The following is a 22,231-nucleotide window of genomic DNA, read 5'->3' as shown; positions in this document are numbered from 1 at the left end:
TCAATCTATGTGATGTTTGATTTTGTTCGATATTGATAAGAGAGAGTTGCTAAGAAGATACAAACTCCCCAAATAAATAATCCTCCATAAGTAATTCCATATACCCAATACGCAAGCCCTTCTGGACTTCCTTTGGGTAAAATTCCAAGAAACTGAAGTACAGTCGAAATGGACATCAAAACCGTTATACAACCGACAATCCATCCAGGAATAAGTAAGATCCATCTTGGAACAACTCTATGTTTAAAAAATGGTACCCACTTAGGAAAAGTTTGACCCCAAGGTCGTACGAAGGCCAACGCAAAGATAGAAGCAATAATCGCCAGTATGGTCGTAAAATCTAATCCCAATTTATAAAGTCCATATACCAAGGGGGATTGCCCCTTAATGTTATCCCCAAAGTTTGACATGGTACGGATCGCTGCATCATTTGTTAGTCCTAACGTCATTCCCCAAGCCCAAAGAGTCTTAAGTAAAGCATAAGGGAGTAATACAATAGCAGCAATGTAACCCCATCTTTTGGAATAAAGTAGAGATCGTGGTTTATTTGTGATGTTATTATCAGGCATTCTCATTCTCCTTGATTTATCTTTTTAAATGAAATGGGGTTGCTTTCGATACTCCTGACTGATAATTTTTTTAACACCATGCAAAAACGAAGTAAATACTTTGGAAGAAATGCGAAAAATCTCTTAACATCAGTATAATTGATAGAGTTTATTTAAAGTTAAAATACAAAAAAAGAAAATCCTAACTTAAATAAATCAAGCCATATTTCAAGCTTTGAAATAATGATAGCAGTAATGTAATGATTCAAGTATACAAATCAAAAAAGAGCCACCTCTTAAGACAACTCTCCTCTACACCATGTAATATCAGTTGGTAGGAATCTATACTATTGAAGAGCCTCTCTTCCTGTTGTTTCTGCTCGAAGATTTCATTGGTAAATGGACCGAAAATGCAGTTTGATACTCATCACTATGAACAGAGATATTGCCATGATGTAGTTCAACGATATTTTTGGCAATCGCTAATCCTAAACCAGCACCACCGGTTTCTTTCGATCGTGATTTCTCGATACGATAGAATCGATCAAATACATAAGAAATGTCTTGTTCGGAAATAGATTCACCATAGTTAATGACCTCCATCACAGCAGTTGCTTCTGTCTTTTGTAAAGTGAAATCAATACCTTTTCCTTTCTCTCCATATTGAATGGCATTGGAAAGAATGTTTTCGAATACACGCGAAAGTTGAAAGCCATCAGCTTCTATATAGACCGGTTCATCTGGTAGTGAAAATCTTAATTCTAAGTCTTTTTGAGTAGATTGAATCCGAAATTGAGAATGAATCTGTCTTAATAATTCATTCATGTTCAATGTATGGATATTCAAATGCATTTTTGGATTTTTGGTTCGTACATACTCAAATAGGGAATTTACCAAGTTATTCAGATGCTCTGTTTTTTTCAATGCAACATTTGTATAATATCTTAGCTCTACTTCATCCTTATATTGATCTCTTTCGATTAGGTTTAAATAACCCAATATAGATGTCAAAGGAGTTCTTAAATCGTGAGATACATTTGTAATTAGTTCATTCTTTGATTCTTCTGCCACTTGTTGTTCTTCTATTGCTTCTCTAGAACGTGTAATAATTTGATTCATGTAAATTGCAAGATCATTTAATTCATTCCTATGCATAATAGGGATATTTGCTTGTACATTGTTCTGTGCGATTTCGATAACAGAACGATAAATCTTAACAAAATGAGAAATGTAACGGTTACAGAGTAAGATAAACACAATGCTATAAAGAAAAGCAAACCATATAGGGAACTTCATCCATTCAGGTCTTACTAAAAAGCTCTTCAAAAAAATGTTATACATTGGTTGGTACACTCTATATTCTTCAGGGAAATACCAGAGGAAAAAGCGGAAAAATGCATTATGAATATTATTCACAAACAGCCCAATTAATAAGGAAATGAACCCACTAGTTACCATCAATAGAATGATTTTGAACATAATTTTAAAATAGAGTTTATCCTTCAATTTTATACCCCACTCCCCAAACGGTATGAATGCATTTGTAACCCATTGTTTTTTCTAGTTTTTCTCGTAAATTGCTTATGTGAACCATTACGGTATTATTGGTTTCGTAATATTTTTCTTTCCAAATCATTTGAAAGATATCTTCTGAGCTAAATATTTGTCCTTTATGAGATGCTAATAAAAATAAAATCTCAAACTCTTTGGAGGTTAACTTCATTTTTACATTGTTAAAACTAGCAATATACTTTGATTTATTAATCTCAAGAGAACCCAGACGGATGATCTCTTTTTTTTCATATACCTGTTGATTTAGATAATACGTTCTTCGAATTAAAGCCTTCACCCTCACAATCAATTCCAAAGCGTTAAATGGTTTTGTCATATAATCATCAGCACCAGTCATCAAACCAGTAATTTTATCCCAATCCTCGACTTTGGCACTTAACATTAAAATGGGAATAGATGATTCTAGCCTTACTTTTTGGCAAAATTCCAATCCATCCATTTCAGGCATCATAATATCCAAAATAATCAAATGGATAGTGTAAGAATTCATAAGCTGTAAAGCTTCTTTTCCATTTGAAGCAAGATAAGTAGTGAAGCCTTCGTTTTTAACGGAGATATCAATTAGATTTACAATTTCCTTATCATCATCCACAATCAATATATTTTTAGACATGGTTTTATATCCTCGTTTCTTCTGGGTGATATTTCTTTTACATCTTTTGTAAGGTTTCGATTGACTCGTTTCGATAACAGAGATAACAAATGGAGATTCGGTATAAGCTTTTCTGAAATCACTTGGTTTGGCTAGCGACTTGGTACTATCATATCGTAGTGCTTCTCTTTATTTAGCTGTAATTTTTTTATTGACCACCACATTATTTAGAACTAATTTCATTCGTTTCTTTCTCGTTCTATTATTTTTTGTATTTTAAGATCAAAGGAAAAGGGATTTAAAGAACATCAAAAAATGGATGATTTTGCTGAAACATAGGAAAACATAACAAAATCAAATATACTCAAAAATGATAAAAATATTAAAATAACAACTATTATATTTTTCATTACTAGATCTCCTCTTTCGATAAGTGCTATATATAAATAACATTGCTTTTCAGGTCAAAACTAACGAAATAAAAAACTAACAACTATCCCTCCTTTAAAAAGTCATTCATTTCGTGTGAATTTTGTTGCATTTCTGATATTAATCATAAAAGCTAAACTTAAACTGCTTCATAAGAAAAGTTAAAGAATCATAAAGTCCATCTGATTTAAATGAAACTAAACAACAAAATGTCAAACCATTCCGAACAATAAACAACTGACTCCCTAAAACACGTTAAGGAGTCAGTTGTTTATTTACCCTTATATTTATTCTATCTATCGTGCCGCTTATCTAAAATGGATTAAAATGGACCATTTACTTCTACATATTTCAAATTGCTAATTTTACCTTTTTTATCAACGGAGAAGATGAATCTAAGATCATTTTCACCAACCGCATAGATTATATAGGCTGTATTTCTATCTTTGTATTCTCCCCCTTTACCGAGTGCTTTTGATCTTTTCACCTCATCGTAAGTTACAGAAGCATAGCTTTTATCTGTTGTTTCTAACAGATAAACAGATTTCTTATAGTTATTCGAATCACCAATATAAAATTGAGTAGCATGTTTACTATACTTTAAAATTCCATTTTTACTATCTTTATCAGGTTCTCCCCACTTGGCTATGATAGATTTTTTTGAAGAATAACGTCCAAATTCCTCACTGGTTATGACTTTGCCTTCTTTTGCAAGATCCAGTGTTTGTTTTAACAGTTGTTCGTGATTTTCATGGTTTTGTTTCACAGGAACTTGAATTGTGGGAGTATCGCTTGCAGAGCTGAAGTTTTTTGAAATAAGAAGTCCTCCAAGTACTGTACCAACTGCTAATGTGCCTATCATTAAACCTTTTACTGTTTTCTTCATTTTCATTTGTTCACTACTTTCCACTATAAAATTTACTTTATGATATTAATCATAAAAGCTAAAATTAAACTATTTTATAAGAAAAGTTAAAGAATCATAAAGTTTGTCCAAAATAGATAAGAATTCCTTTAACCAAAAAGCACTCCCTCGGGAGAGGAAGTGCTTGCAACATTTACAAATATACATTACTTCGTGAAACCTCTTGCAATCGAAGAACCCACAGTTAAAATCAAACCACCAAGAACAGCATGGTACAGAGTCATCTATATTAAGCAATAAAAAACGTCATAACAGAAAGAATCACAGATGTAATACACATTGCAATAAAGGGTCGCAATGCTTTCGTTCGTATAGCATAGAAACTAACATTTAACCCTAGACCAACCATTGCAGATGTCAAGATAAATGATGTGAATGTGGAAATACTATTTAATATACTAGGTGAAATAGGAATAGATTTCCCAAGAACATAGCTACCAAACAAACTCATAAAAATAAAACCAATTAAAAACCAAGGGAATTCTAATTTTGTTTGGTCAGGATTTCTAGCTTTCTTCCTATTCCTTTCATACATGAGGAAGAAACATAATGGTACAAGTAAAAGAACACGCCCTAATTTTGCTAACAATGCCATAGCTAAAGCATTTGGGCCTGCCGGAGCTCCTGCTAATGCTACATGGGCTATTTCATGGAGACTGATTCCGCTCCATATTCCATAATGAAGGGCAGTTATAGGAAGATAAGGCAGCAAAATGGTATATGTTATTGAAAAAATAGTTCCAACCAGGGCGATAATTCCTGCACTGACGGCAGTGTCTTCCTCTTTTGCTTGAATAATAGGTGATATAGCTGCTATTGCGGCTGCTCCGCATATTCCTGTGCCAACTCCCAGAAGTAATGATATGGCTGGATCAGCTTTTAATCTTTTTCCTAACCATACCGTCACAAGGACAGCGAAAATAATTACACCAGCATCTCGCACTAGAAGACCCAGTCCTTGATCCAAAATGATAGCTATATTTAATTTCAAACCAAATAACACAATAGCAATCCGTAAAAAAAATTTGGCTGAAAACTGGATACCACTTCGAATGGTTTCTGGATAACCAAAAAGTTGACGATATATAACTGCAATGATGATGGCACAAGCTAAAGAACCTAATCGATCTAATCCTGGAATCCTAGATAGTGCAAAACCTATTGCAGCAATTACCCATGTAAAGGCAATACCGCATAACCATAAGCCTACAGTAGATTTAGGAAAATGTTTTTTCTTTGATGAGATAATCTCTGTAGATGCACGTTGATTTCCCATGTGATTTCCTCTATTCTTTTTTTACAATAATGTTATTCTTATTTCATGCATAAGGAAAATAATAAATAATAATGATGATGATAAGTAAATTCGAATACATATATGAAATAAACAGTAGGGAAGGTTTCAGATGGATTACCATTTACAAGTTTTTGTTATGGTTGTTAAACATAAAAGTTTTTCAAGAGCCGCTGAAGAACTGAATTTGACACAACCTGCAGTAAGTCAATATATTCGTTCATTAGAAAATTCAATAGGAACGAAATTACTAGATCGAACAAATAAATATGTTCGATTAAATAAGGCAGGTGAAATTGTATTTCATTATGCTAAAGAAATATTAGGTCTTTACACACAAATGCAATGTCTCGTTGACGATCAAACAAATAAGGCAAGCGGTCCTATTTCGATTGGTGCTAGCTATACTTTTGGGGAGTATATTTTGCCACATATTATTGCGAGATTGCAGAAGATTTATCCAGCCATAAATCCATCTATCACCATTAATAATTCGAAAGAAATCATGGACCTTGTCACAAATCATCAATTGGATATCGGAATTATCGAGGGGCCTTTTAAAGGAAGTAGATTAGCTACTGAAACCATAGCAGAAGATAGTATGTTTATTGTAGCTTCTCCTGATCATCACCTTATCAAAAAGAAAAGCGAAATAACTATTTCTGAACTAGAAGAAGAAACATGGATCGTAAGAGAAAAAGGATCTGGTACAAGAGATGCTATAGATAATTTTTTTCACATAACCCAAATGAGACCCGAAAAATGGATGGAGTTTGGCAGTACCCAACTCATAAAAGAATCTGTCCAAGCTGGACTCGGTATTTCTCTTCTATCCCACTGGGCAATTGAAAAAGAATTATGCCATCATTATTTGAAGTTAGTAAAAGTAAAAGGATTACCTTTTAAACGTTATTTTTCAATCATCACCAATAATACATATAAGACGATGGCGTTAAAAACATTTATCAAAACACTTCATCAATATTTATCTAATAAGGACAAAACCAGCAACTGCACGACGAACGACTTGTAGAGATGATTATCATGATGCGGTTTGATTACAAAGAAAAAGCCGTCAACTGATGGCAACTAAAGATATTCTCTTAAATGAAGCAAAATAAAAGCGACCTCCAGCCTTTCGGCCATCAAAGGTCGCTTTGTTAGTATAGAAAGCGGATCTTGCAGACAAAGAGGGAGGATTCCCTTTATCTCAAAAAAACACACTCCCTTTATCATTAGGAAGTGTGTTGTACATCATTTCGTGAAACCTCTTGCAATCGATGAACCCACTGTCAATATTAAACCTCCAAGAACAGCCGGTACAAAGCCATCGATATCAAATCCATCTACAAATAAACTTAGGCCCCAGAATAGAGCTATGTTAATGATCAAACCAAACAGACCGAGGGTAACCAAAGATAAAAGCCATTTGATCGGCCAAATGAGGATATTAATGATCGCTAACAGGATAGCGATCCATAATGCAGTCGTCCAATCATCTACATGCACACCTGGTAAATAGGTAGCAATGAGAAAGACGATAACCGCATTAACGATAATGCCAATAATCCAACGCATATAATTGCCTCCTCTCTATAAAAGTATATCGATGTTTTTCGTATGCCTCAAGCGAGAACAAGAGTAAAAAAAAGAACCATAGCCATCGCCATGGTCCAAAGATCAAGTACTTGCTACCATTATCTCTTGTTTCAATCGTTTTTGATCCCGTTTTAAAATAGGAGCCAAATATTCACCTGTATATGAGCCTTTTTTCTTGGCCACTTCCTCCGGTGTACCAGTCGCTACGATGGTACCTCCGCCTTTCCCACCTTCAGGACCCAAATCTACAATATAATCGGCGGTTTTGATTACATCGAGGTTATGTTCGATGACCAATACGGTTTCACCATTGTCTGCTAGGCGTTGGAGTACCGTTAGCAAACGAGCAATATCGTGAACATGTAATCCTGTTGTTGGTTCATCTAATACATAGCAAGTACGACCTGTACTTCGTTTGTGTAACTCCGATGCAAGCTTTACTCTTTGGGCTTCTCCACCAGATAAGGTCGTTGCCGGCTGTCCTAACTGTACATAGCCTAATCCAACATCCAAGAGGGTTTGCAGTTTCCTTTTGATCTTAGGGATATTGGCAAAAAATTCGACCGCATCCTCAACGGTCATATTTAGCACATCGGAAACGTTCTTTCCTTTGTATTTTATCTCCAGTGTGTCACGATTGTACCGCTTCCCTTTACATTCTTCACATGGTACATATACATCTGGTAAAAAGTGCATTTCGATTTTAATAATGCCATCCCCACGACACGCTTCACATCGTCCGCCTTTTACATTAAAGCTAAATCTACCCTTGAGATATCCACGTACTTTCGCTTCTGTTGTAGAGGCAAAAACATCTCGAATATCATCAAACACTCCTGTATAAGTAGCAGGATTACTCCGAGGAGTACGGCCAATTGGGGATTGATCGATACTGATTACTTTATCCAAATGCTCGATTCCTTCAATCTTTTTATGAAGACCCGGAACTGCTTTTGCCCGATTCAGTTGCTTGGATAATGATTTCAATAATATTTCGTTAACCAAGGTACTTTTACCCGAACCGGAAACCCCTGTAATGCAGGTGAGCAAACCAATCGGAAATGATGTAGAGACATCACGTAAATTATTTTCAGATGCGCCTACAACTTTGATCCACTTATCGCTCGCTTCTCGTCTTTTCTCCGGCAAAGCAATGTATTGACGTCCACTCAAATAATTCCCGGTCAAGGAACTTTCATTTTCCATGATCTCTTTCGGTGTCCCAGCGGCTATAACCTCTCCACCATGTACACCTGCACCTGGCCCGATGTCCAAAATATAATCGGCAGCCATCATCGTATCTTCATCGTGTTCTACCACGATCAAGGTATTTCCAATGTTTCGCATCTGTTCCAAAGTGGTGATCAACCGACTATTATCGCGTTGATGAAGTCCAATACTCGGTTCATCCAAAATATAGAGAACCCCCATCAAACTCGATCCGATTTGGGTAGCAAGACGAATTCGTTGTGCCTCTCCACCAGATAATGTTCCAGCCGAACGACTCAGTGTTAAATAGTCCAATCCGACATTGGAAAGAAAACCGAGCCTACTCTCGATTTCTTTTAAAACCAATCGAGCAATCTGTCTTTCTTTCTCAGTAAGATCGAGAGATTCAAAAAAAGAAAGTGCTTCTGCGATTGTCAGTCTTGTAACGTAATCAATGTTTTCATTACCTACTTTGACATGAAGCATTTCTTCCTTCACACGTGCACCCTTACAAGCAGGGCAAGATTTGGTACTCATATACCCTTCCAATTGTTCTCGAACCATATCTGACGCGGTTTCTCGATGGCGTCGAGCTAAATTGTTCACTACGCCCTCAAAAGTGGTATGTGTATCACGTGAAAATCCCATATCATTTGTATATTGAAACCGGAATCGCTCTTTAGATCCATACAAAATGAGTTGCTGTTGATCTTCTGGTAATTTTTCAAACGCTTTTGTTTGGCTGATCCCAAAGTGTTTGCAAACAGAATCGAGCAATTGACTATAGTAGTTACTAGTAGAGCTAGCCCAAGGCTCAATAGCCCCTTTGCTGATCGACAATTTCGGATTTGCAATCACCAGATTTGGATCAATTTCCATTCGATTCCCTAGCCCATCACATGTTGGACAAGCACCAAATGGACTATTGAAAGAGAACATACGAGGGGTGAGTTCCGGGATGCTGTATCCACACTCGGCACAAGCGAGATTTTGACTAAACAACATTTCTTCCCCATCAATCACATCAATTAAAACTTCCCCTTCTGACAATCGTAAAGCCATTTCTACAGAATCTGTCAATCGTGAAGTAATCCCATCTTTGATGACCACACGATCGACGATAACTTCAATCGAATGTTTTTTATTCTTTTCTAGCTTTTCTACTTCACTGAGTTCTTGAATCTCACCATCAATACGGACGCGAACAAAACCTTGTTTTTTAATGTCAGCCAAAATCTTTTCATGCTCGCCTTTTTTGCCTTTGATGATAGGTGCAAGAATTTGAATTCTTGTTTTCTCAGGTAATGCGAGAATATGATCCACCATTTGTGGTGTCGTTTGGGAGGTGATCTCTGTTCCATGTCGAGGACAAAACGCATGACCAACGCGAGCAAATAACAACCGGATATAATCATAGATTTCTGTGACAGTCCCAACGGTAGACCGAGGATTACGGCTGGTTGTTTTTTGATCGATAGAAATAGCAGGAGACAAGCCCTCGATACTATCCACATCTGGTTTATCCATCTGTCCCAAAAACTGCCTTGCATAGGCAGAGAGCGATTCTACATATCGCCTCTGCCCTTCCGCATAAATGGTATCAAATGCAAGAGAAGATTTACCGGAACCACTAAGACCAGTGATAACAACCAACTTATCTCGAGGGATCGTCACATCTATATTTTTTAGATTGTGGACACGAGCTCCACGTATCTCAATATTTTCAATCGCCAAGCCTTAGCCCCCACTTTCTGCTTGCAACTCAATGAGTAAATCGCGCAATTCAGCAGCTCGTTCAAATTGCAAATCTTTGGCTGCTTGTTTCATCTCTTTTTCCATTCTCTGCAAGAGAAGTTGTCGTTCTTTTTTCGTCATTTTCTTACCTGTTGTACCATATGTCGCTTTTTCTTCTGCTACTTTCGTAGTAGCTTCTATTACTTGACGAATTTTCTTTTGAATCGTCATCGGAGTGATGCCATGTTTTTCATTATGGGCAATTTGAATCGATCTACGACGTTCGGTCTCTTCTATTGCTCTTTGCATGGAATTCGTGATTTTATCCGCATACATGATAACTTCCCCATTGGAATTACGGGCTGCTCGTCCAATCGTCTGAATTAAAGAACGCTCGGCTCGCAAGAAACCTTCTTTATCTGCATCGAGAATAGCAACAAGGGATACTTCTGGAAGATCCAGTCCTTCCCTTAATAAATTGATGCCCACCAGCACATCAAATTCACCCAGACGAAGATCTCGTAAGATTTCCATCCGTTCGATCGTTTTAATATCTGCATGTAAATAACGTACTCGTATACCGATTTCTTTGAAGTAATCCGTCAAGTCTTCCGACATTTTCTTGGTCAATGTTGTAACCAATACACGCTCGTCACGTTCTACTCGCTTATGGATCTCTCCAATAAGATGATCGATTTGGCCTTTGATCGGTTGAATATGAATCACTGGATCAAGTAATCCAGTTGGCCTAATGATCTGTTCTACCATCTCTGGTGTTATCTCCAATTCATAAGGTCCTGGAGTAGCAGAAACAAACACAATTTGATTGATCTTTCCCTCAAACTCGTCGAATTTCAATGGTCGATTATCTCGAGCAGAAGGCAAACGAAATCCATGCTCTACCAACATGTTTTTCCGAGCTTGGTCCCCATTAAACATGGCGCCAATTTGCGGGATAGACACATGTGACTCATCGACTACCATTAAGAAATCGTCAGGGAAGTAATCAATCAGTGTATAAGGAGGCTGTCCTGCCTCCATGCCAATTAAATGTCGAGAATAGTTTTCGATTCCGGAACAAAATCCTATCTCGCGCATCATCTCCATGTCATACTGTGTACGTTGTTCCAATCGCTGTGCCTCTAAAAGTTTTCCTTCACTTTTAAAGAAAGCTAACTGCTCTTGCAATTCGGCTTCGATATCTTTCAACGCTCTCTCCATAACCGTGCCACGAGTAACATAGTGAGAGGCCGGAAAAATAGCGACATGTTCTCGTTCTCCAATAATCTCTCCTGTCAATACATCAATCTCGCGAATTCGCTCGATCTCATCACCAAAGAACTCCACCCGTACAGCTTGTTCACTCCTTGAAATAGGGAAAATCTCGATGACATCGCCTCGAACTCGGAAAGTACCACGAGTAAAATTCATATCGTTCCGGTTATATTGGATATCCACCAATTTACGCAGTACTTCATTGCGTTCTTTTTCCATTCCTACACGAAGAGACAATACCAAATCCCGATATTCAATCGGAGAACCCAAGCCATAAATACAAGAGACACTCGCGACGATGATGACATCTTTCCGTTCAATCAAAGCACTAGTCGCTGAGTGTCGCAATTTATCAATCTCATCATTAATAGAGGAGTCCTTTTCAATAAAGGTATCAGACTGAGGAATATAAGCCTCAGGTTGGTAGTAATCATAGTAACTCACAAAATACTCCACCGCATTATTAGGAAAAAACTCTTTTAGTTCCCCACACAACTGAGCTGCCAATGTCTTATTATGGGCAATTACGAGTGTTGGTTTATTTACTTTTGCTATTGTGGAAGCAATGGTAAACGTTTTACCAGTACCTGTTGCTCCTAGCAATGTTTGATGTTTCTTTCCTGTTTGAATACCATTTGTTAATGCTTCAATTGCCTTTGGCTGATCACCATTTGGCTCAAACTCAGATACCATCTGAAAAAGTTGTTCCATTCTTCTCACCATCCAATCTGTTTCCAATTTTATCTATATCAATATTTGTTTTCTCATCACGCAACATCCATCATTATAACATATTTTTGCTGTCAACTGAAAACATTCGTTCCTCTAAAAGAATGAGGAAATGGAATAGTTATTAACATCTATCAAAGGTATAAATCCGCTATTCTCCTGCTCATCTACTATTTCGAAACTTACCATACAAAAGCAATGGTTCAATTTCCTTTGTTTATCAAGTGTACACGCTTTTCTCCAACATAAATGTAAACACTAAGAACCATGAATACTCCCTCCACTTTACACTCTCATGAGTGTTAGAAGCGGGGGTTTCTAACGTACCAAACCAAAAATCGGATCGTTTCACGTTAGTGGGGTTGACACATTGGCGGCCTACACACGCCCAACCCCTCTATACCGTCTGTCATGAAATTCATGCATTCAGTACTTCTTTTACACCACTTTTGATTGTGGATTCCAAACATTTACTGTTTGGATATCAAATCGCCCATCTTCGTTTTGATGCAAGTATGCTTTCTTCAAGATGTTTGCAGCACCATTTACGTCCGCATTTAACCACTTTCCTTGTTTTGTTTGGTAGAGTCCTCTTTTGATTCGTTTCCCAGAAAATAGCTGTTTACTATCGTTTTCGCCATAGGTAGGAATCGGATCATGGTCTACGAAACTAGCTTTGGAGGTATACGATTCTTCCATCGTCACCACGTCTATTCCTTTTTCCATCGCTTTGTATTCGATCATCCGAATCAACCGATGGTGTGGAACATGGACAAAGGATTGATTGTTTCGTTTTCCTAGTCGGGATGCTTGTTTCCAATCCTTGTTCCTCCCAATGATGATGGTATCCACTTTTTCCGATATTGCTAGATTCACGATATGAAAACTTGCTTTGTGAAAGATATCTTTGAGTTTCTGCTGTCTTTTTTGATGGATTCGTTCCAGTCTTTTGGAGATAAAGGAACCTTCGCTTGGATGCTTTCCTTGTCGGAGTCTGCTTACATAATATGCTTTTCTTTTGTTGTAGTATTGATTGATGGATTTGACATGCTTGCCCTTGACTAATAGGGGTGCGGAGCCCGTATTGGTCACCATGGTTGCAAGGTTTTCTATCCCCAAATCAATCGCCATCAGGTGGTTTGTTTCGGTTCTTTTTGGTAGTTCCAACGAAACTTCTACTACGATTTCCAATATGAATTGCCCATATTTTGGAATGATACGAACTTGTTTGAGCTTTCCTTTTGTTACACCAAGTTTTCCAATATTTAACCGTTTCTTTGTTTTCGGGAATTTTAAAAATTTGTTCTCTTTCACTACACAATCTTGATTGGTAAACAACACTTCTTTTTGAGGAGAATCACTATATTTCGGGATTTTTGGTCTCCCTCGGAACACAGATGGGTCTTGTTTGTAGGTTTGTAAACTACCAAAATAAGATTTCCAGTTCTGAAAGACGGTTTTTATCACCCATTGACTCGTTTGCGTCGGAAGAGAACGGTAGTCGTTTTGCGCCATTGCTTTAAACAAACTATCTAAAAAGGGGTAATCCATATACGGATTATCTTTCGAAGGGAGCTGAAATAGGTTGCATGTTCCTTCTTTTCGTTGTTCGACTGGCTTTGTTTTTTCTCTGTCCATTCTTTTTTGGTAAGCAGCTAGTCGAACCTCATTCATTTGATCTAGTTTGTGTTTTATGGTTTCCAGCACTTCTCTTTGTAAAGGTTGGAGCTTTTTCTCTTGCGTATGTGCAGTGTATACTTGCCGGATGTAAAAATTAGTCGTGTTATACATCTTTTTCGCGTTCTGACCCATTTCTTGAAAGTACGCATACATTCTGTGTCCTTTTTTTATCCAAATTTGATACGTTTTGTAGTGTGCTTCCAACGTGTTTCACCTCCCTCTTTCGTTCTATTTCAACACGAATTTACATTCCCCTTTTTTTCTTATCAGACACCAGCATTACCTTTCAGCTTACGCTGAACTGAAATTCACCTCCCACTTAGCTATACTTGATGTGGGAGGTGAATTTCAGAAAACTGATAGAAACTGATAAAAATATAGATTACAATCCAGCAATAGAAAACTATTTTTTAAAAAAACTGACATTGCCTAATAAGGAGGAAAAATATGGATTACCGTGTGCAATTCGATTTTTCAGTAGAGTTTACCAATGGCGGTGGGATTCAAGGCCAAGATTTTCGACTAGATATTGCTGAAGACGATATTGCGGACGAAGTATTGGTAGAATATATTGTCCAAGATATGCGGCTATTGATGGTCGGTAAGGTTAGAATTTTAAATAAAACCATCATACAAGAGAAACACAAACGCAAACCCATTGACAGCGATCTCCTCTCCCAGCGAAAATACATCGATCTTAGTCATACCATACACGATGGATTGATCACCCACAAAGGATTGCCTGCACCATTAATATGTGACTATTTGAGCAGAGAAAAATCAAAGAAATATTATGCAGAGGGAACTAATTTTCAGATTGGTAAAATCGAAATGATCACCAATACGGGTACATACCTCGATTGTCCATTTCATCGGTATGAAGATGGAAAAGACTTATCTCAAATTCAGTTACAACAACTAGTAGACTTGGATGGAATCGTTGTTTCTGTGGACTATAAAGTTACCAAGGAAATCCACGCTGACTACTTCCGAAATTTAGAATTACGAGGACGTGCCGTGCTTGTACACACCGGTTGGGACACCTTTTGGAATAAAGAAAACTACCTAGTAGATCATCCCTATTTAACCGAAGATGCGGCACAATATTTAGCAGATTGTGGAGTGAAATTAGTAGGAATCGATTCGATGAACATTGATGATACAAGAGGAAATACAAGACCTGTACACTCCGCCCTACTTGGTCAAGAAATACTCATTGTGGAACATCTCTGCAATCTAGGAAAACTTCCAAAAGAAGGATTCACCTTCACGGCTGTTCCTCCCAAATGGCTAGGAGTTGGCACTTTTCCGGTTAGAGCATTTGCTAAGTTAGATTAACCTTTTCAAATATAAAATAGCTATTTCTGTCCATTAGAAGCCCGCGACAGAGGGACGGTTCTTTTGTCGCAAATGAGTACCCAAAAGGACAATCTCACAAATAGTAGATTCAGACTGGTTACATCCCTTTAACATGTAAATCAAAATGGAATGGGCGTTATACTTTAACACTCAAAGTTTTGAGATTTTTGTTAGTGAGTTATTATAGTTTCAAATAATAGAATATAACTTCTTCCTCTTCTTCATTTCAACATGCGACAAGAGAACCGTCCCCTTGTCGCGCATTTGTGCATATAAAAAACGGCTTTTCCTTGGTATTCAATCAAGGAAAAGCCGTATAATGATAACCTTTTTGTTATTGTCTGTATATTGGATCTGCCCCAACAATCCCCAAATGTTTGGGGTCTTTCTCATAGATGGCTCGTTGGAGAAAATGACTGTCGTGCTGTTCATCCAATACTTCTAACTTACAGAAAGAAGACAGGGAAACAGCTTGCTCCAAATCCGCTGCGGTCTGAATCCGAACACCATTGAGTCGATGGATAATGTCTCCTGTCTTAATCCCTAAAATAGCAGCAGGGGTCTGCGGGAGTACAGCGAGTACCTTTAAACCTTTTTCATCGGAGACGAAAAGAGGTACCTTTCGTCGTTCCATGAATCTACTCCATAAGTACATCATCTCATGACCAAACAGAGCAAAGATCGCTGCTACCCAAATCCACGCACTTTGCATCGTCGCAATCCATAACAAGACAGATAAAACAGCTGCATAGATGAGTGTAAGCGTAGAAATCATACGCTTTTTCTGTTTGAGTGGTTTGGAACACGTTTTACTGGCAAACCCAATCATGATGGGCAATGGTAGCCATCCGGCCGGAGTGAGAGCAACAAAAGAAATGGGCCATGCTTTTGCTAATAAATAAGCCGGGACTGTCTTTCCAGATATATGATCAAGTCGGACTGGTGTACTAGAGATTGATCCTTCCGCCCGAATTAGTATCCATTCCAAGAAGTGTGTAAAACCTACAATATAGAGCCAGTTTAATACCGAAAATCGTTCTATAACGTAATACCACTTCACTAATCCTACCGGGAGAACGGTAATGTGTAGATAAGGTAACAGCAAATGAAGCAAAGATATAAATCCTACGGAATAAGCAATACAGGCAAAACGTCGCCGAAATACAGCAAAACAGATGGTAATAATCCAAACCAAAAGAAGTTCTTCTTTTGAAAGGATGAACAAAAAGGAGGATAAAGCAAAAGACAGGATAAAACCCATCAAAACACCATAAAAACAGGTTCGTAGTATCGTTGGCAATGGCGCCTCTACTATTTGTCCAAAATGTTTCCGCTCTAAGAGGTTGGTATAAATGGTGAAAAAAATAGGAAGTAATAAGGCGATCAACCAAAGTGGCTCTGTCCATAGATATATCCAAGTTTTTACAAACTCCAGATGCAATGAAAAACCCCCTCTAGGTAGCAACATCATCTAGAGGGGTTTCGACATAAGTACCAATTATTCCTTTTTGTTCATTGTTTATTCACTACTATGTTCCAAAAATTGGATAGCAGTCTGCAATTGTTTATCGTTTTTTGGATCTCGCAAGAGGCTGGTATAAGCAATACCTAGATATTTCACTGTTTGAGCATCCAATAGCCCATTATCTGGGATATCATGGCTCTTTTGGAAATTTTTTAAAGCTGTCTCTGTTTGAGTATCGAAATATCCATCCATTCTTCCAGGTTTAAAGCCTAATGCGTCCAATATCAATTGCATGTTTTTTACATCTGTCCCATTACTGTCTTTTTTCCAAACTTGCTTACCTTCTGGCAAGTGTGCTTGTGCAAAGGAAAATGGAGCTATATCAATATTAGGGGACAATCCTTTCGTACCACCGTGTTGATCGATCCAAATCCCTTTTGGAGTCAACCATTTGGCTATTGTCAGTTTGAGATTACTACCATCTGTAAACTCAATACTGGATTGCACACTACCTTTTCCATATGTTTTTTGACCAATTACGCTGTACCCACCTGATTGTTGAAAAGCTGCTGCCATAATCTCAGCCGCACTAGCACTGCTTCCATCAACCAAAATGGTTATCGGATAAGATTTTAATTCTTTCGCTTTAGCGCGATATACCTCTTTATTTCCTGCTTTATCTTGTGTACTTACGATAATTTTTCCTTCTGGTAAAAGCTGTTCACACATTTTTACCACCACAGATAATAAACCACCAGGATTGCCACGAAGGTCGATAATAAGCCCCTTCATCTTTTGTTTTTCTAACTGTGCAAGAGAGGTGAAAAATTCTTTGTCTGTCGTCTGAGAAAACTGTGTTATACCCACATACCCAATCCGATTATCTAGCATTTTATTGCTAACGGTTTTTTGTGGAATATCTTTTCTCACTGCTGTAATACTAAAGGGGGCACTTCCGCCTCGAACAACTTCTAATGTTACTTTTGTTCCTTTTGGTCCTCTAATTTTGGATACAGCCTCATTTAATGTCAAGCCAACGATGCTTTGTCCGTTCACTTTACGAATTTGATCATTTACTCTCAGTCCTACATGTTCTGCTGGAGAATCTTTTACAATGGATTCGATCGTTACTTGTCCATCTTTTAAGACAACACCTGCTCCAATCCCTGAGAAAGAAGAGTTCATGATGGAGGATAAAAATTGTTTTGCCTCTTTGGGATTCATATACTCCGAATGTGGATCACCAAGTGCTTGGATCATTCCCCTCAATGCTCCATCCATTAAGGCTTGCTCCGATATCGGTCGAACATAATTTCCTCGAATAGTGTCAAATGTCTTCTTTAATTTTTCTTCATAATTTTTATATGCATCTGATTTACTGGTTACTTGGTTTGGCATAGTGCCTGTCTCTTCATTCATAAAGAACAATGCAGTTAACAAACTACCCAAAGCCATTGCGGCTGCTACCATAAGTGCAACTGTTCTACTACGAAAAGTCATATTTCCAGCCCTTTCTTCCTCAACAACAGTATGGTCCAATGCCTTTTCTATATAAACCTCAAACAGAAACGCACAGGATAACCCGTCCATTTTGGTTCTACTCTAACATATTCCTTTCGTTTGAGAAATAGAAGGAGGACATCTTTAACGCATTAAGGCGTTTGCAGATGTCCTTTTTCCTTTTAGCTTTATCTGATTATATTAGCCTCCAAAAAATTTCATCGGATCTTTGGCATCCGGTTTTGCTCCGTGACCAATTCGTACCTCAAAGTGTAAGTGGGGTCCAGTGGAACGACCATTGTTACCAATTAGAGAAATAATTTCTCCCTTACTTACATCTTGTCCTATTTTTACTTTCACTTGGTTAGGCCAACTATGTGCATATCTTGTATAGAAAGGTAAACCACCATACTCCCCATGATAGATAGTTATTAACCAACCATATCCAGAAGATACCCTGCTTTCTACTACCACTCCATCTGCTGCCGCAGCATAAGGTATGTTAATTTTACCTTGTGTTCCAAAATCAATCCCCTCATGCGGTTTGCCCCATCGGAATTTAAAGCCCGATGTAATCGGATAGCCAAGTGGTTTTTGCAGTGGACCAGTATAAGCAAACTTCAATTTACCACTACTGATCAACTCTTTATTGATCGAGATCAATTCGGTTTCGTTGGCATCCTCCATACCTTGGAGTTCTTTTAACTTCGATTTATCTTTTTTTACGATTTCCATTATTTTATCAAAAGCAGCTTTTGACTTTTCTACTTCTTTTTGCTGCTTTGCAACCAGCACATTTAACTCGTCTATCTTTTTCTGCACTTCAGCAGTAGCTTTTTTCTTTTCTTCTAATAGCGCGTAATCTCGCTGAGCAACAAGGCGAACCATTTCAAATCTAATTAGGAATTCATTAAAGTTATCCGCTTGGAGTAGGAGTGACATATGTCCTGTCTCGCCATTTTCATAAAACTCACGGAGTCGCTGATTGAATTTCTTTTGATATAATACTTCCTTTTCTTCTGCATCTTTCTTTTGAACTTCTACTTCATCTACTTTTAACTGAAATTTATCGATTTCCTTTTGGCTCAGTTCCATTTGATCACTGTATTTTTCCAGTGTCTTATTGCCTTTGGTAATGGATTCCATTACTTTCGACTTCTGTTGCCGAATCTCCAATAACTCTTCTCTTGTTGTTTTCGCATGTCCCTCATTGCTACCTACAATCGTACTTGCACAAACCAAGATAGCCATCGTAGCTGTGAGTATTCGCTTTGTATTTTGCAACTAAACGTCCTCCCAAAAGTGTAGCTAACTAAGATATGTATGGCATTGGATCAACAGCTTTTTCGTTAAGATGGACTTCAAAATGAAGGTGTGATCCAGTAGAACGTCCGTTGTTTCCAATATCAGCAATCCATTGGCCTTTTCTTACATGATCCCCAACAGATACTTTCACTGTGCTACGATACATATGCCCGTATAAAGTAGACAATCCATTGGAGTGTTTGATGACAATATAATGTCCATATCCATCTGGATCTGACTTTGATAGAATGACTACTCCTGAATCCGCAGCATAAATTTGTTTTCCTGCATTGTCATCCATATCAATTCCTTTGTGTTGGCGGCCCCAACGATAACCAAATTTAGAAGTAATCGTTCCTTTTGCTGGTTTCATCAATCTTCCTGTACCATAATTACCGTTATATTGTTGGGATGCGATTTTTTCCAATCTTTCTTGCTCTTTGATTGCTGCCTCTGTTACTTCTTCATCGTGCTGGATATTCTTTAGTTCTTTACTCAGGTTTTTTGTTTTGCTATCCATTTCATCTAACTTTTTCTTTTCTTGAGCGAGTAATGGCTGAATTTTTGTACGTAAAACTTCAATTGATTTCTTTTTATCAGTAATGGTTTTAGAGGTGTTTTTGTATTCTTGTAACAAATTACTATCTTTCATCACAATTAGGCGAATACCTTCCACCCGAGTAAAAAATTCAGAAAAAGTTTTTGCCGATAATAACTGAGCCATGTAACCCATCTCACCTGTTTGATAGAGATGGATCACTCTCTCTTTTATTTGTTTCTCTTGCTCCTTGAGTAATTTCTCATTGGCTAGGATGTCTTTGTTGGCTTGTGCCAATTGGGTATCGTACTCATCCATTTTCTTTTGGATAGGAGCAATTTCTTTTTTTAATTTATTTAGTTCAATTTGGGCTTGTCCAAGTTGTTTATGTTTGGATTGTTCATTTTTTTGAAGTTCTTTTAACTTTTCTTGTTGCTTTGTTTTTGTTGAAGGTGCTGCTTGGACTTCTGTAACCCATACACTTAAAGCTAGACACACAGACAGACTAGCAATAAATATGCGTTTCATATAATCCCCCCACGTTCTATGGTGTCAAAATTTTATATTTTGAGGAACTTGCGAACGGAGAGCAAACTACCAGAAATTCCGATTAATGCACCTAAAATAAACGTACTTACTGCTAAGTAAGCTCCCAATGCAGAAACTGGCATCATCTGAATAACGGTATATGCTGCCCCTGAATTTATCGTATTGAAAAATGCTTGATATAAGATGAGAAGAATACCAATCGGTAAAATAGCCCCTGTCATCCCGATAAAAGCCCCTTCAATGAAAAACGGCCAGCGGATAAACCAGTTACTTGCACCTACAAGCCTCATCACTTCAATCTCTTTCCGCCTTGCAATAATTGTCAATTTAATCGTATTGGAGATAAGAAATGCAGCCAATACAGATAATGCGACACCAAAAATCAAGATAACATTTCGAACTACGCCCGAAAAACCGAGCAGAGTTTGTGTTACGCCACCACCAGAGTCCGCAGCTACAACACCCTCAATCGCCTTAGCCTGAGTTTCCAGCTCTTTTACTTTTTTCGGATCACTTGGTTCGATGCGAATGATATCAGGTAATGGATTTTGGTCACCCGATTTAAGGCCATCTATGAAGTTAGCGTCTCCCCAGCTCTGCTTCATTTCTTCTAACCCTTTATCTTTTGGCACCAAGTCTGCATTCTTAACAAGTGGATTTTGTTTGATCTTGTTCAAAATCTCTGTCTGTTTTGCTGGTGGCATGTTATCTTGCAGGGAAGCACGCACAGCGAGTTGTTTGTCTAATTCTTTGGTTAGATAATTGATGTTAAATGCAAAAATAAGGAACACACCAAAAATCAATAGTGTAACAGCTACTGTCCCCATTGCCGCAAAGCTCATCCATGAATTCTTCATGATTCCGCGATACGCTTCGCGAAAATGGCGACTTATGGTTTCAATCTTCATAACCGTATTCGCCCTCCAATTCGTCTCGCACAATCACGCCTTGTTCAATTGCAATAACACGTTGGCGCATCGTATTCACGATTTCTTTGTTGTGTGTTGCCATAACAACGGTCGTTCCACGTGCATTGATCTCTTCTAGCAAATACATAATATCCCAAGAGTTCTCCGGGTCTAAGTTCCCGGTAGGCTCATCCGCAATAATAAAGGTCGGATTATTAACAATTGCCCGGGCAATAGATACCCTTTGCTGCTCTCCACCAGAAAGTTGGGATGGCAATGCCTTCATCCGATCACCTAATCCTACTAATTCCAAAACTTCTTGAACACGAGGTTTCATCTCACGTTTGGGAGTTTCCACTGCTTCCATTGCAAATGCAACATTTTCATAGGCAGATAGATGTGGCAGTAGTTTGTAATCTTGGAATACAACACCGATCCGGCGTCTCACATACGGAATTTTCCAGTCTCTTACACGTTTTACATTTACACCATTGATTAACACAACGCCATGTGTCGGTTTTTCTTCCCGGTACATGAGCTTGATAAAAGAGCTTTTCCCTGCACCACTGGGTCCTACTATATAGACAAATTCACCTTGGTCTACTTTCACGTCAATCCCACGTAGTGCTTCAATACCATTGGGATAAACTTTCCACACATCGTGCATTTCTATCATAAAATCACCTTCCGTTTTAGCACAGCATTTGTCGTTAGCGATTTTGCCTATCACTTAGGATAGGTAGTTCAGGTATTTCTCGAAATGTTCTCGGTTTCCTCTTTTAACAGAAATAATAGACATGTAATAAATATTTTCATTTCAACCCTACATAATTTGGCAATATGAAAAAGAGAGATTGTTCATATATTACCAAGCATTGTTTTTTGCAGTTATGAATTTAATAAAATCATCTTACTACAAAGCGAGACTTGTGCCCTTGTCTGTGGTACATAAGTGCAATATGCCTCTGTCCCCGTTTTAAAGGCTTGTGGGCAAGTTTTCTTTAAGAGTAATAGGGATGTA

General features: G+C 37.9%; 17 protein-coding genes and 1 pseudogene. 3 read left to right on the top strand and 15 right to left on the bottom strand.

Annotated features, from left to right (window positions below):
• Window positions 1-5: 5 nt before the first annotated feature.
• The 5 genes from A3GQ_RS0108415 to A3GQ_RS0108390 form a co-directional block, all read right to left on the bottom strand.
• Window positions 6-569 (bottom strand): hypothetical protein, encoded by a 564-nt coding sequence (locus A3GQ_RS0108415; protein WP_342664990.1) that lies wholly within the window; start codon window positions 567-569, stop codon window positions 6-8.
• A gap of 321 nt (window positions 570-890) precedes the next feature.
• Window positions 891-1,889 (bottom strand): sensor histidine kinase, encoded by a 999-nt coding sequence (locus tag A3GQ_RS23835; protein WP_169818264.1) that lies wholly within the window; start codon window positions 1,887-1,889, stop codon window positions 891-893.
• Between the two features lie 154 nt (window positions 1,890-2,043).
• Entirely contained in the window at window positions 2,044-2,733 is a 690-nt protein-coding gene (locus A3GQ_RS0108405; protein ID WP_028776675.1) for a response regulator transcription factor, read from the bottom strand.
• 730 nt (window positions 2,734-3,463) lie between these two features.
• Window positions 3,464-4,033: a DUF4309 domain-containing protein gene (locus tag A3GQ_RS0108400; protein WP_028776674.1), complete on the bottom strand. Its 570-nt coding sequence runs from the start codon at window positions 4,031-4,033 to the stop codon at window positions 3,464-3,466.
• A 262-nt stretch (window positions 4,034-4,295) separates the two neighbouring features.
• The gene (locus A3GQ_RS0108390; protein WP_028776673.1) at window positions 4,296-5,342 is read right to left on the bottom strand and encodes a YeiH family protein; all 1,047 of its coding nucleotides are present in this window, start codon (window positions 5,340-5,342) and stop codon (window positions 4,296-4,298) included.
• Between the two features lie 130 nt (window positions 5,343-5,472).
• Between A3GQ_RS0108390 and A3GQ_RS23830 the strand changes: the two genes are divergently transcribed.
• Entirely contained in the window at window positions 5,473-6,393 is a 921-nt protein-coding gene (locus A3GQ_RS23830) for a LysR family transcriptional regulator (protein WP_051271417.1), read from the top strand.
• A 221-nt stretch (window positions 6,394-6,614) separates the two neighbouring features.
• On the opposite strand, the gene A3GQ_RS0108380 is transcribed toward A3GQ_RS23830, so the two are convergent.
• The 4 genes from A3GQ_RS0108380 to A3GQ_RS23825 form a co-directional block, all read right to left on the bottom strand.
• A complete protein-coding gene (locus A3GQ_RS0108380; protein ID WP_028776672.1) occupies window positions 6,615-6,938 on the bottom strand; it encodes a phage holin family protein in 324 nt (107 codons plus the stop codon).
• Window positions 6,939-7,040: 102 nt separating this feature from the next.
• Window positions 7,041-9,902: an excinuclease ABC subunit UvrA gene (uvrA, locus tag A3GQ_RS0108375; RefSeq protein ID WP_028776671.1), complete on the bottom strand. Its 2,862-nt coding sequence runs from the start codon at window positions 9,900-9,902 to the stop codon at window positions 7,041-7,043.
• A gap of 3 nt (window positions 9,903-9,905) precedes the next feature.
• On the bottom strand, window positions 9,906-11,888 hold the full coding sequence (gene uvrB, locus A3GQ_RS0108370; RefSeq protein ID WP_028776670.1) for an excinuclease ABC subunit UvrB: 1,983 nt from the start codon (window positions 11,886-11,888) through the stop codon (window positions 9,906-9,908).
• Window positions 11,889-12,344: 456 nt separating this feature from the next.
• Window positions 12,345-13,739 carry an RNA-guided endonuclease InsQ/TnpB family protein gene (locus A3GQ_RS23825; protein WP_245596758.1) on the bottom strand — a complete coding sequence of 465 codons (1,395 nt, stop codon included), beginning with the start codon at window positions 13,737-13,739 and terminating at the stop codon, window positions 12,345-12,347.
• 294 nt (window positions 13,740-14,033) lie between these two features.
• On the opposite strand from A3GQ_RS23825, the pseudogene A3GQ_RS28360 reads away from it, so the two are divergent.
• A pseudogene (locus tag A3GQ_RS28360) lies at window positions 14,034-14,249 on the top strand (cyclase); the annotation flags it as partial.
• Window positions 14,244-14,924, top strand: a complete 681-nt coding sequence (locus A3GQ_RS0108360) for a cyclase family protein (protein ID WP_342664992.1) — start codon at window positions 14,244-14,246, stop codon at window positions 14,922-14,924. The pseudogene A3GQ_RS28360 and the gene A3GQ_RS0108360, both read left to right, overlap by 6 nt.
• Before the next feature lie 355 nt (window positions 14,925-15,279).
• Here the strand turns inward: A3GQ_RS0108360 and A3GQ_RS0108355 are convergent, their stop codons facing one another.
• From A3GQ_RS0108355 to ftsE, 6 genes are all read right to left on the bottom strand, one after another.
• Window positions 15,280-16,386, bottom strand: coding sequence for a PDZ domain-containing protein (locus tag A3GQ_RS0108355; RefSeq protein WP_028776668.1), 1,107 nt, complete (start codon window positions 16,384-16,386; stop codon window positions 15,280-15,282).
• A gap of 78 nt (window positions 16,387-16,464) precedes the next feature.
• Window positions 16,465-18,000, bottom strand: a complete 1,536-nt coding sequence (locus tag A3GQ_RS0108350; protein ID WP_028776667.1) for a S41 family peptidase — start codon at window positions 17,998-18,000, stop codon at window positions 16,465-16,467.
• A gap of 111 nt (window positions 18,001-18,111) precedes the next feature.
• Window positions 18,112-19,194: a murein hydrolase activator EnvC family protein gene (locus tag A3GQ_RS0108345; RefSeq protein ID WP_028776666.1), complete on the bottom strand. Its 1,083-nt coding sequence runs from the start codon at window positions 19,192-19,194 to the stop codon at window positions 18,112-18,114.
• 28 nt (window positions 19,195-19,222) lie between these two features.
• A complete protein-coding gene (locus tag A3GQ_RS25635; RefSeq protein ID WP_028776665.1) occupies window positions 19,223-20,281 on the bottom strand; it encodes a murein hydrolase activator EnvC family protein in 1,059 nt (352 codons plus the stop codon).
• A 32-nt stretch (window positions 20,282-20,313) separates the two neighbouring features.
• Window positions 20,314-21,210 (bottom strand): permease-like cell division protein FtsX, encoded by an 897-nt coding sequence (ftsX, locus tag A3GQ_RS0108335; protein ID WP_028776664.1) that lies wholly within the window; start codon window positions 21,208-21,210, stop codon window positions 20,314-20,316.
• Window positions 21,200-21,886 carry a cell division ATP-binding protein FtsE gene (gene ftsE, locus A3GQ_RS0108330; protein WP_028776663.1) on the bottom strand — a complete coding sequence of 229 codons (687 nt, stop codon included), beginning with the start codon at window positions 21,884-21,886 and terminating at the stop codon, window positions 21,200-21,202. The genes ftsX and ftsE overlap by 11 nt, the downstream gene beginning before the upstream one ends.
• Window positions 21,887-22,231: the final 345 nt, after the last annotated feature.

The sequence above is a fragment of the Shimazuella kribbensis DSM 45090 genome, assembly GCF_000428065.1.
Classification (GTDB): domain Bacteria; phylum Bacillota; class Bacilli; order Thermoactinomycetales; family Thermoactinomycetaceae; genus Shimazuella; species Shimazuella kribbensis.
This window is presented reverse-complemented; position numbering and strand designations above follow the sequence as displayed.

Bases quoted from the DNA above. Each gene is read 5' to 3' on its own strand.
- A3GQ_RS25635 (WP_028776665.1), bottom strand. From the start codon at position 20,281: ATGAAACGCATATTTATTGCTAGTCTGTCTGTGTGTCTAGCTTTAAGT.
- A3GQ_RS0108415 (WP_342664990.1), bottom strand. From the start codon at position 569: ATGCCTGATAATAACATCACAAATAAACCACGATCTCTACTTTATTCC.
- uvrB (WP_028776670.1), bottom strand. From the start codon at position 11,888: ATGGAACAACTTTTTCAGATGGTATCTGAGTTTGAGCCAAATGGTGAT.
- A3GQ_RS23835 (WP_169818264.1), bottom strand. From the start codon at position 1,889: ATGTATAACATTTTTTTGAAGAGCTTTTTAGTAAGACCTGAATGGATG.
- ftsE (WP_028776663.1), bottom strand. From the start codon at position 21,886: ATGATAGAAATGCACGATGTGTGGAAAGTTTATCCCAATGGTATTGAA.
- A3GQ_RS23825 (WP_245596758.1), bottom strand. From the start codon at position 13,739: ATGTATGCGTACTTTCAAGAAATGGGTCAGAACGCGAAAAAGATGTAT.
- A3GQ_RS23830 (WP_051271417.1), top strand. From the start codon at position 5,473: ATGGATTACCATTTACAAGTTTTTGTTATGGTTGTTAAACATAAAAGT.
- A3GQ_RS0108390 (WP_028776673.1), bottom strand. From the start codon at position 5,342: ATGGGAAATCAACGTGCATCTACAGAGATTATCTCATCAAAGAAAAAA.
- A3GQ_RS0108380 (WP_028776672.1), bottom strand. From the start codon at position 6,938: ATGCGTTGGATTATTGGCATTATCGTTAATGCGGTTATCGTCTTTCTC.
- A3GQ_RS0108405 (WP_028776675.1), bottom strand. From the start codon at position 2,733: ATGTCTAAAAATATATTGATTGTGGATGATGATAAGGAAATTGTAAAT.
- ftsX (WP_028776664.1), bottom strand. From the start codon at position 21,210: ATGAAGATTGAAACCATAAGTCGCCATTTTCGCGAAGCGTATCGCGGA.
- A3GQ_RS0108400 (WP_028776674.1), bottom strand. From the start codon at position 4,033: ATGAAAATGAAGAAAACAGTAAAAGGTTTAATGATAGGCACATTAGCA.
- A3GQ_RS0108350 (WP_028776667.1), bottom strand. From the start codon at position 18,000: ATGGACGGGTTATCCTGTGCGTTTCTGTTTGAGGTTTATATAGAAAAG.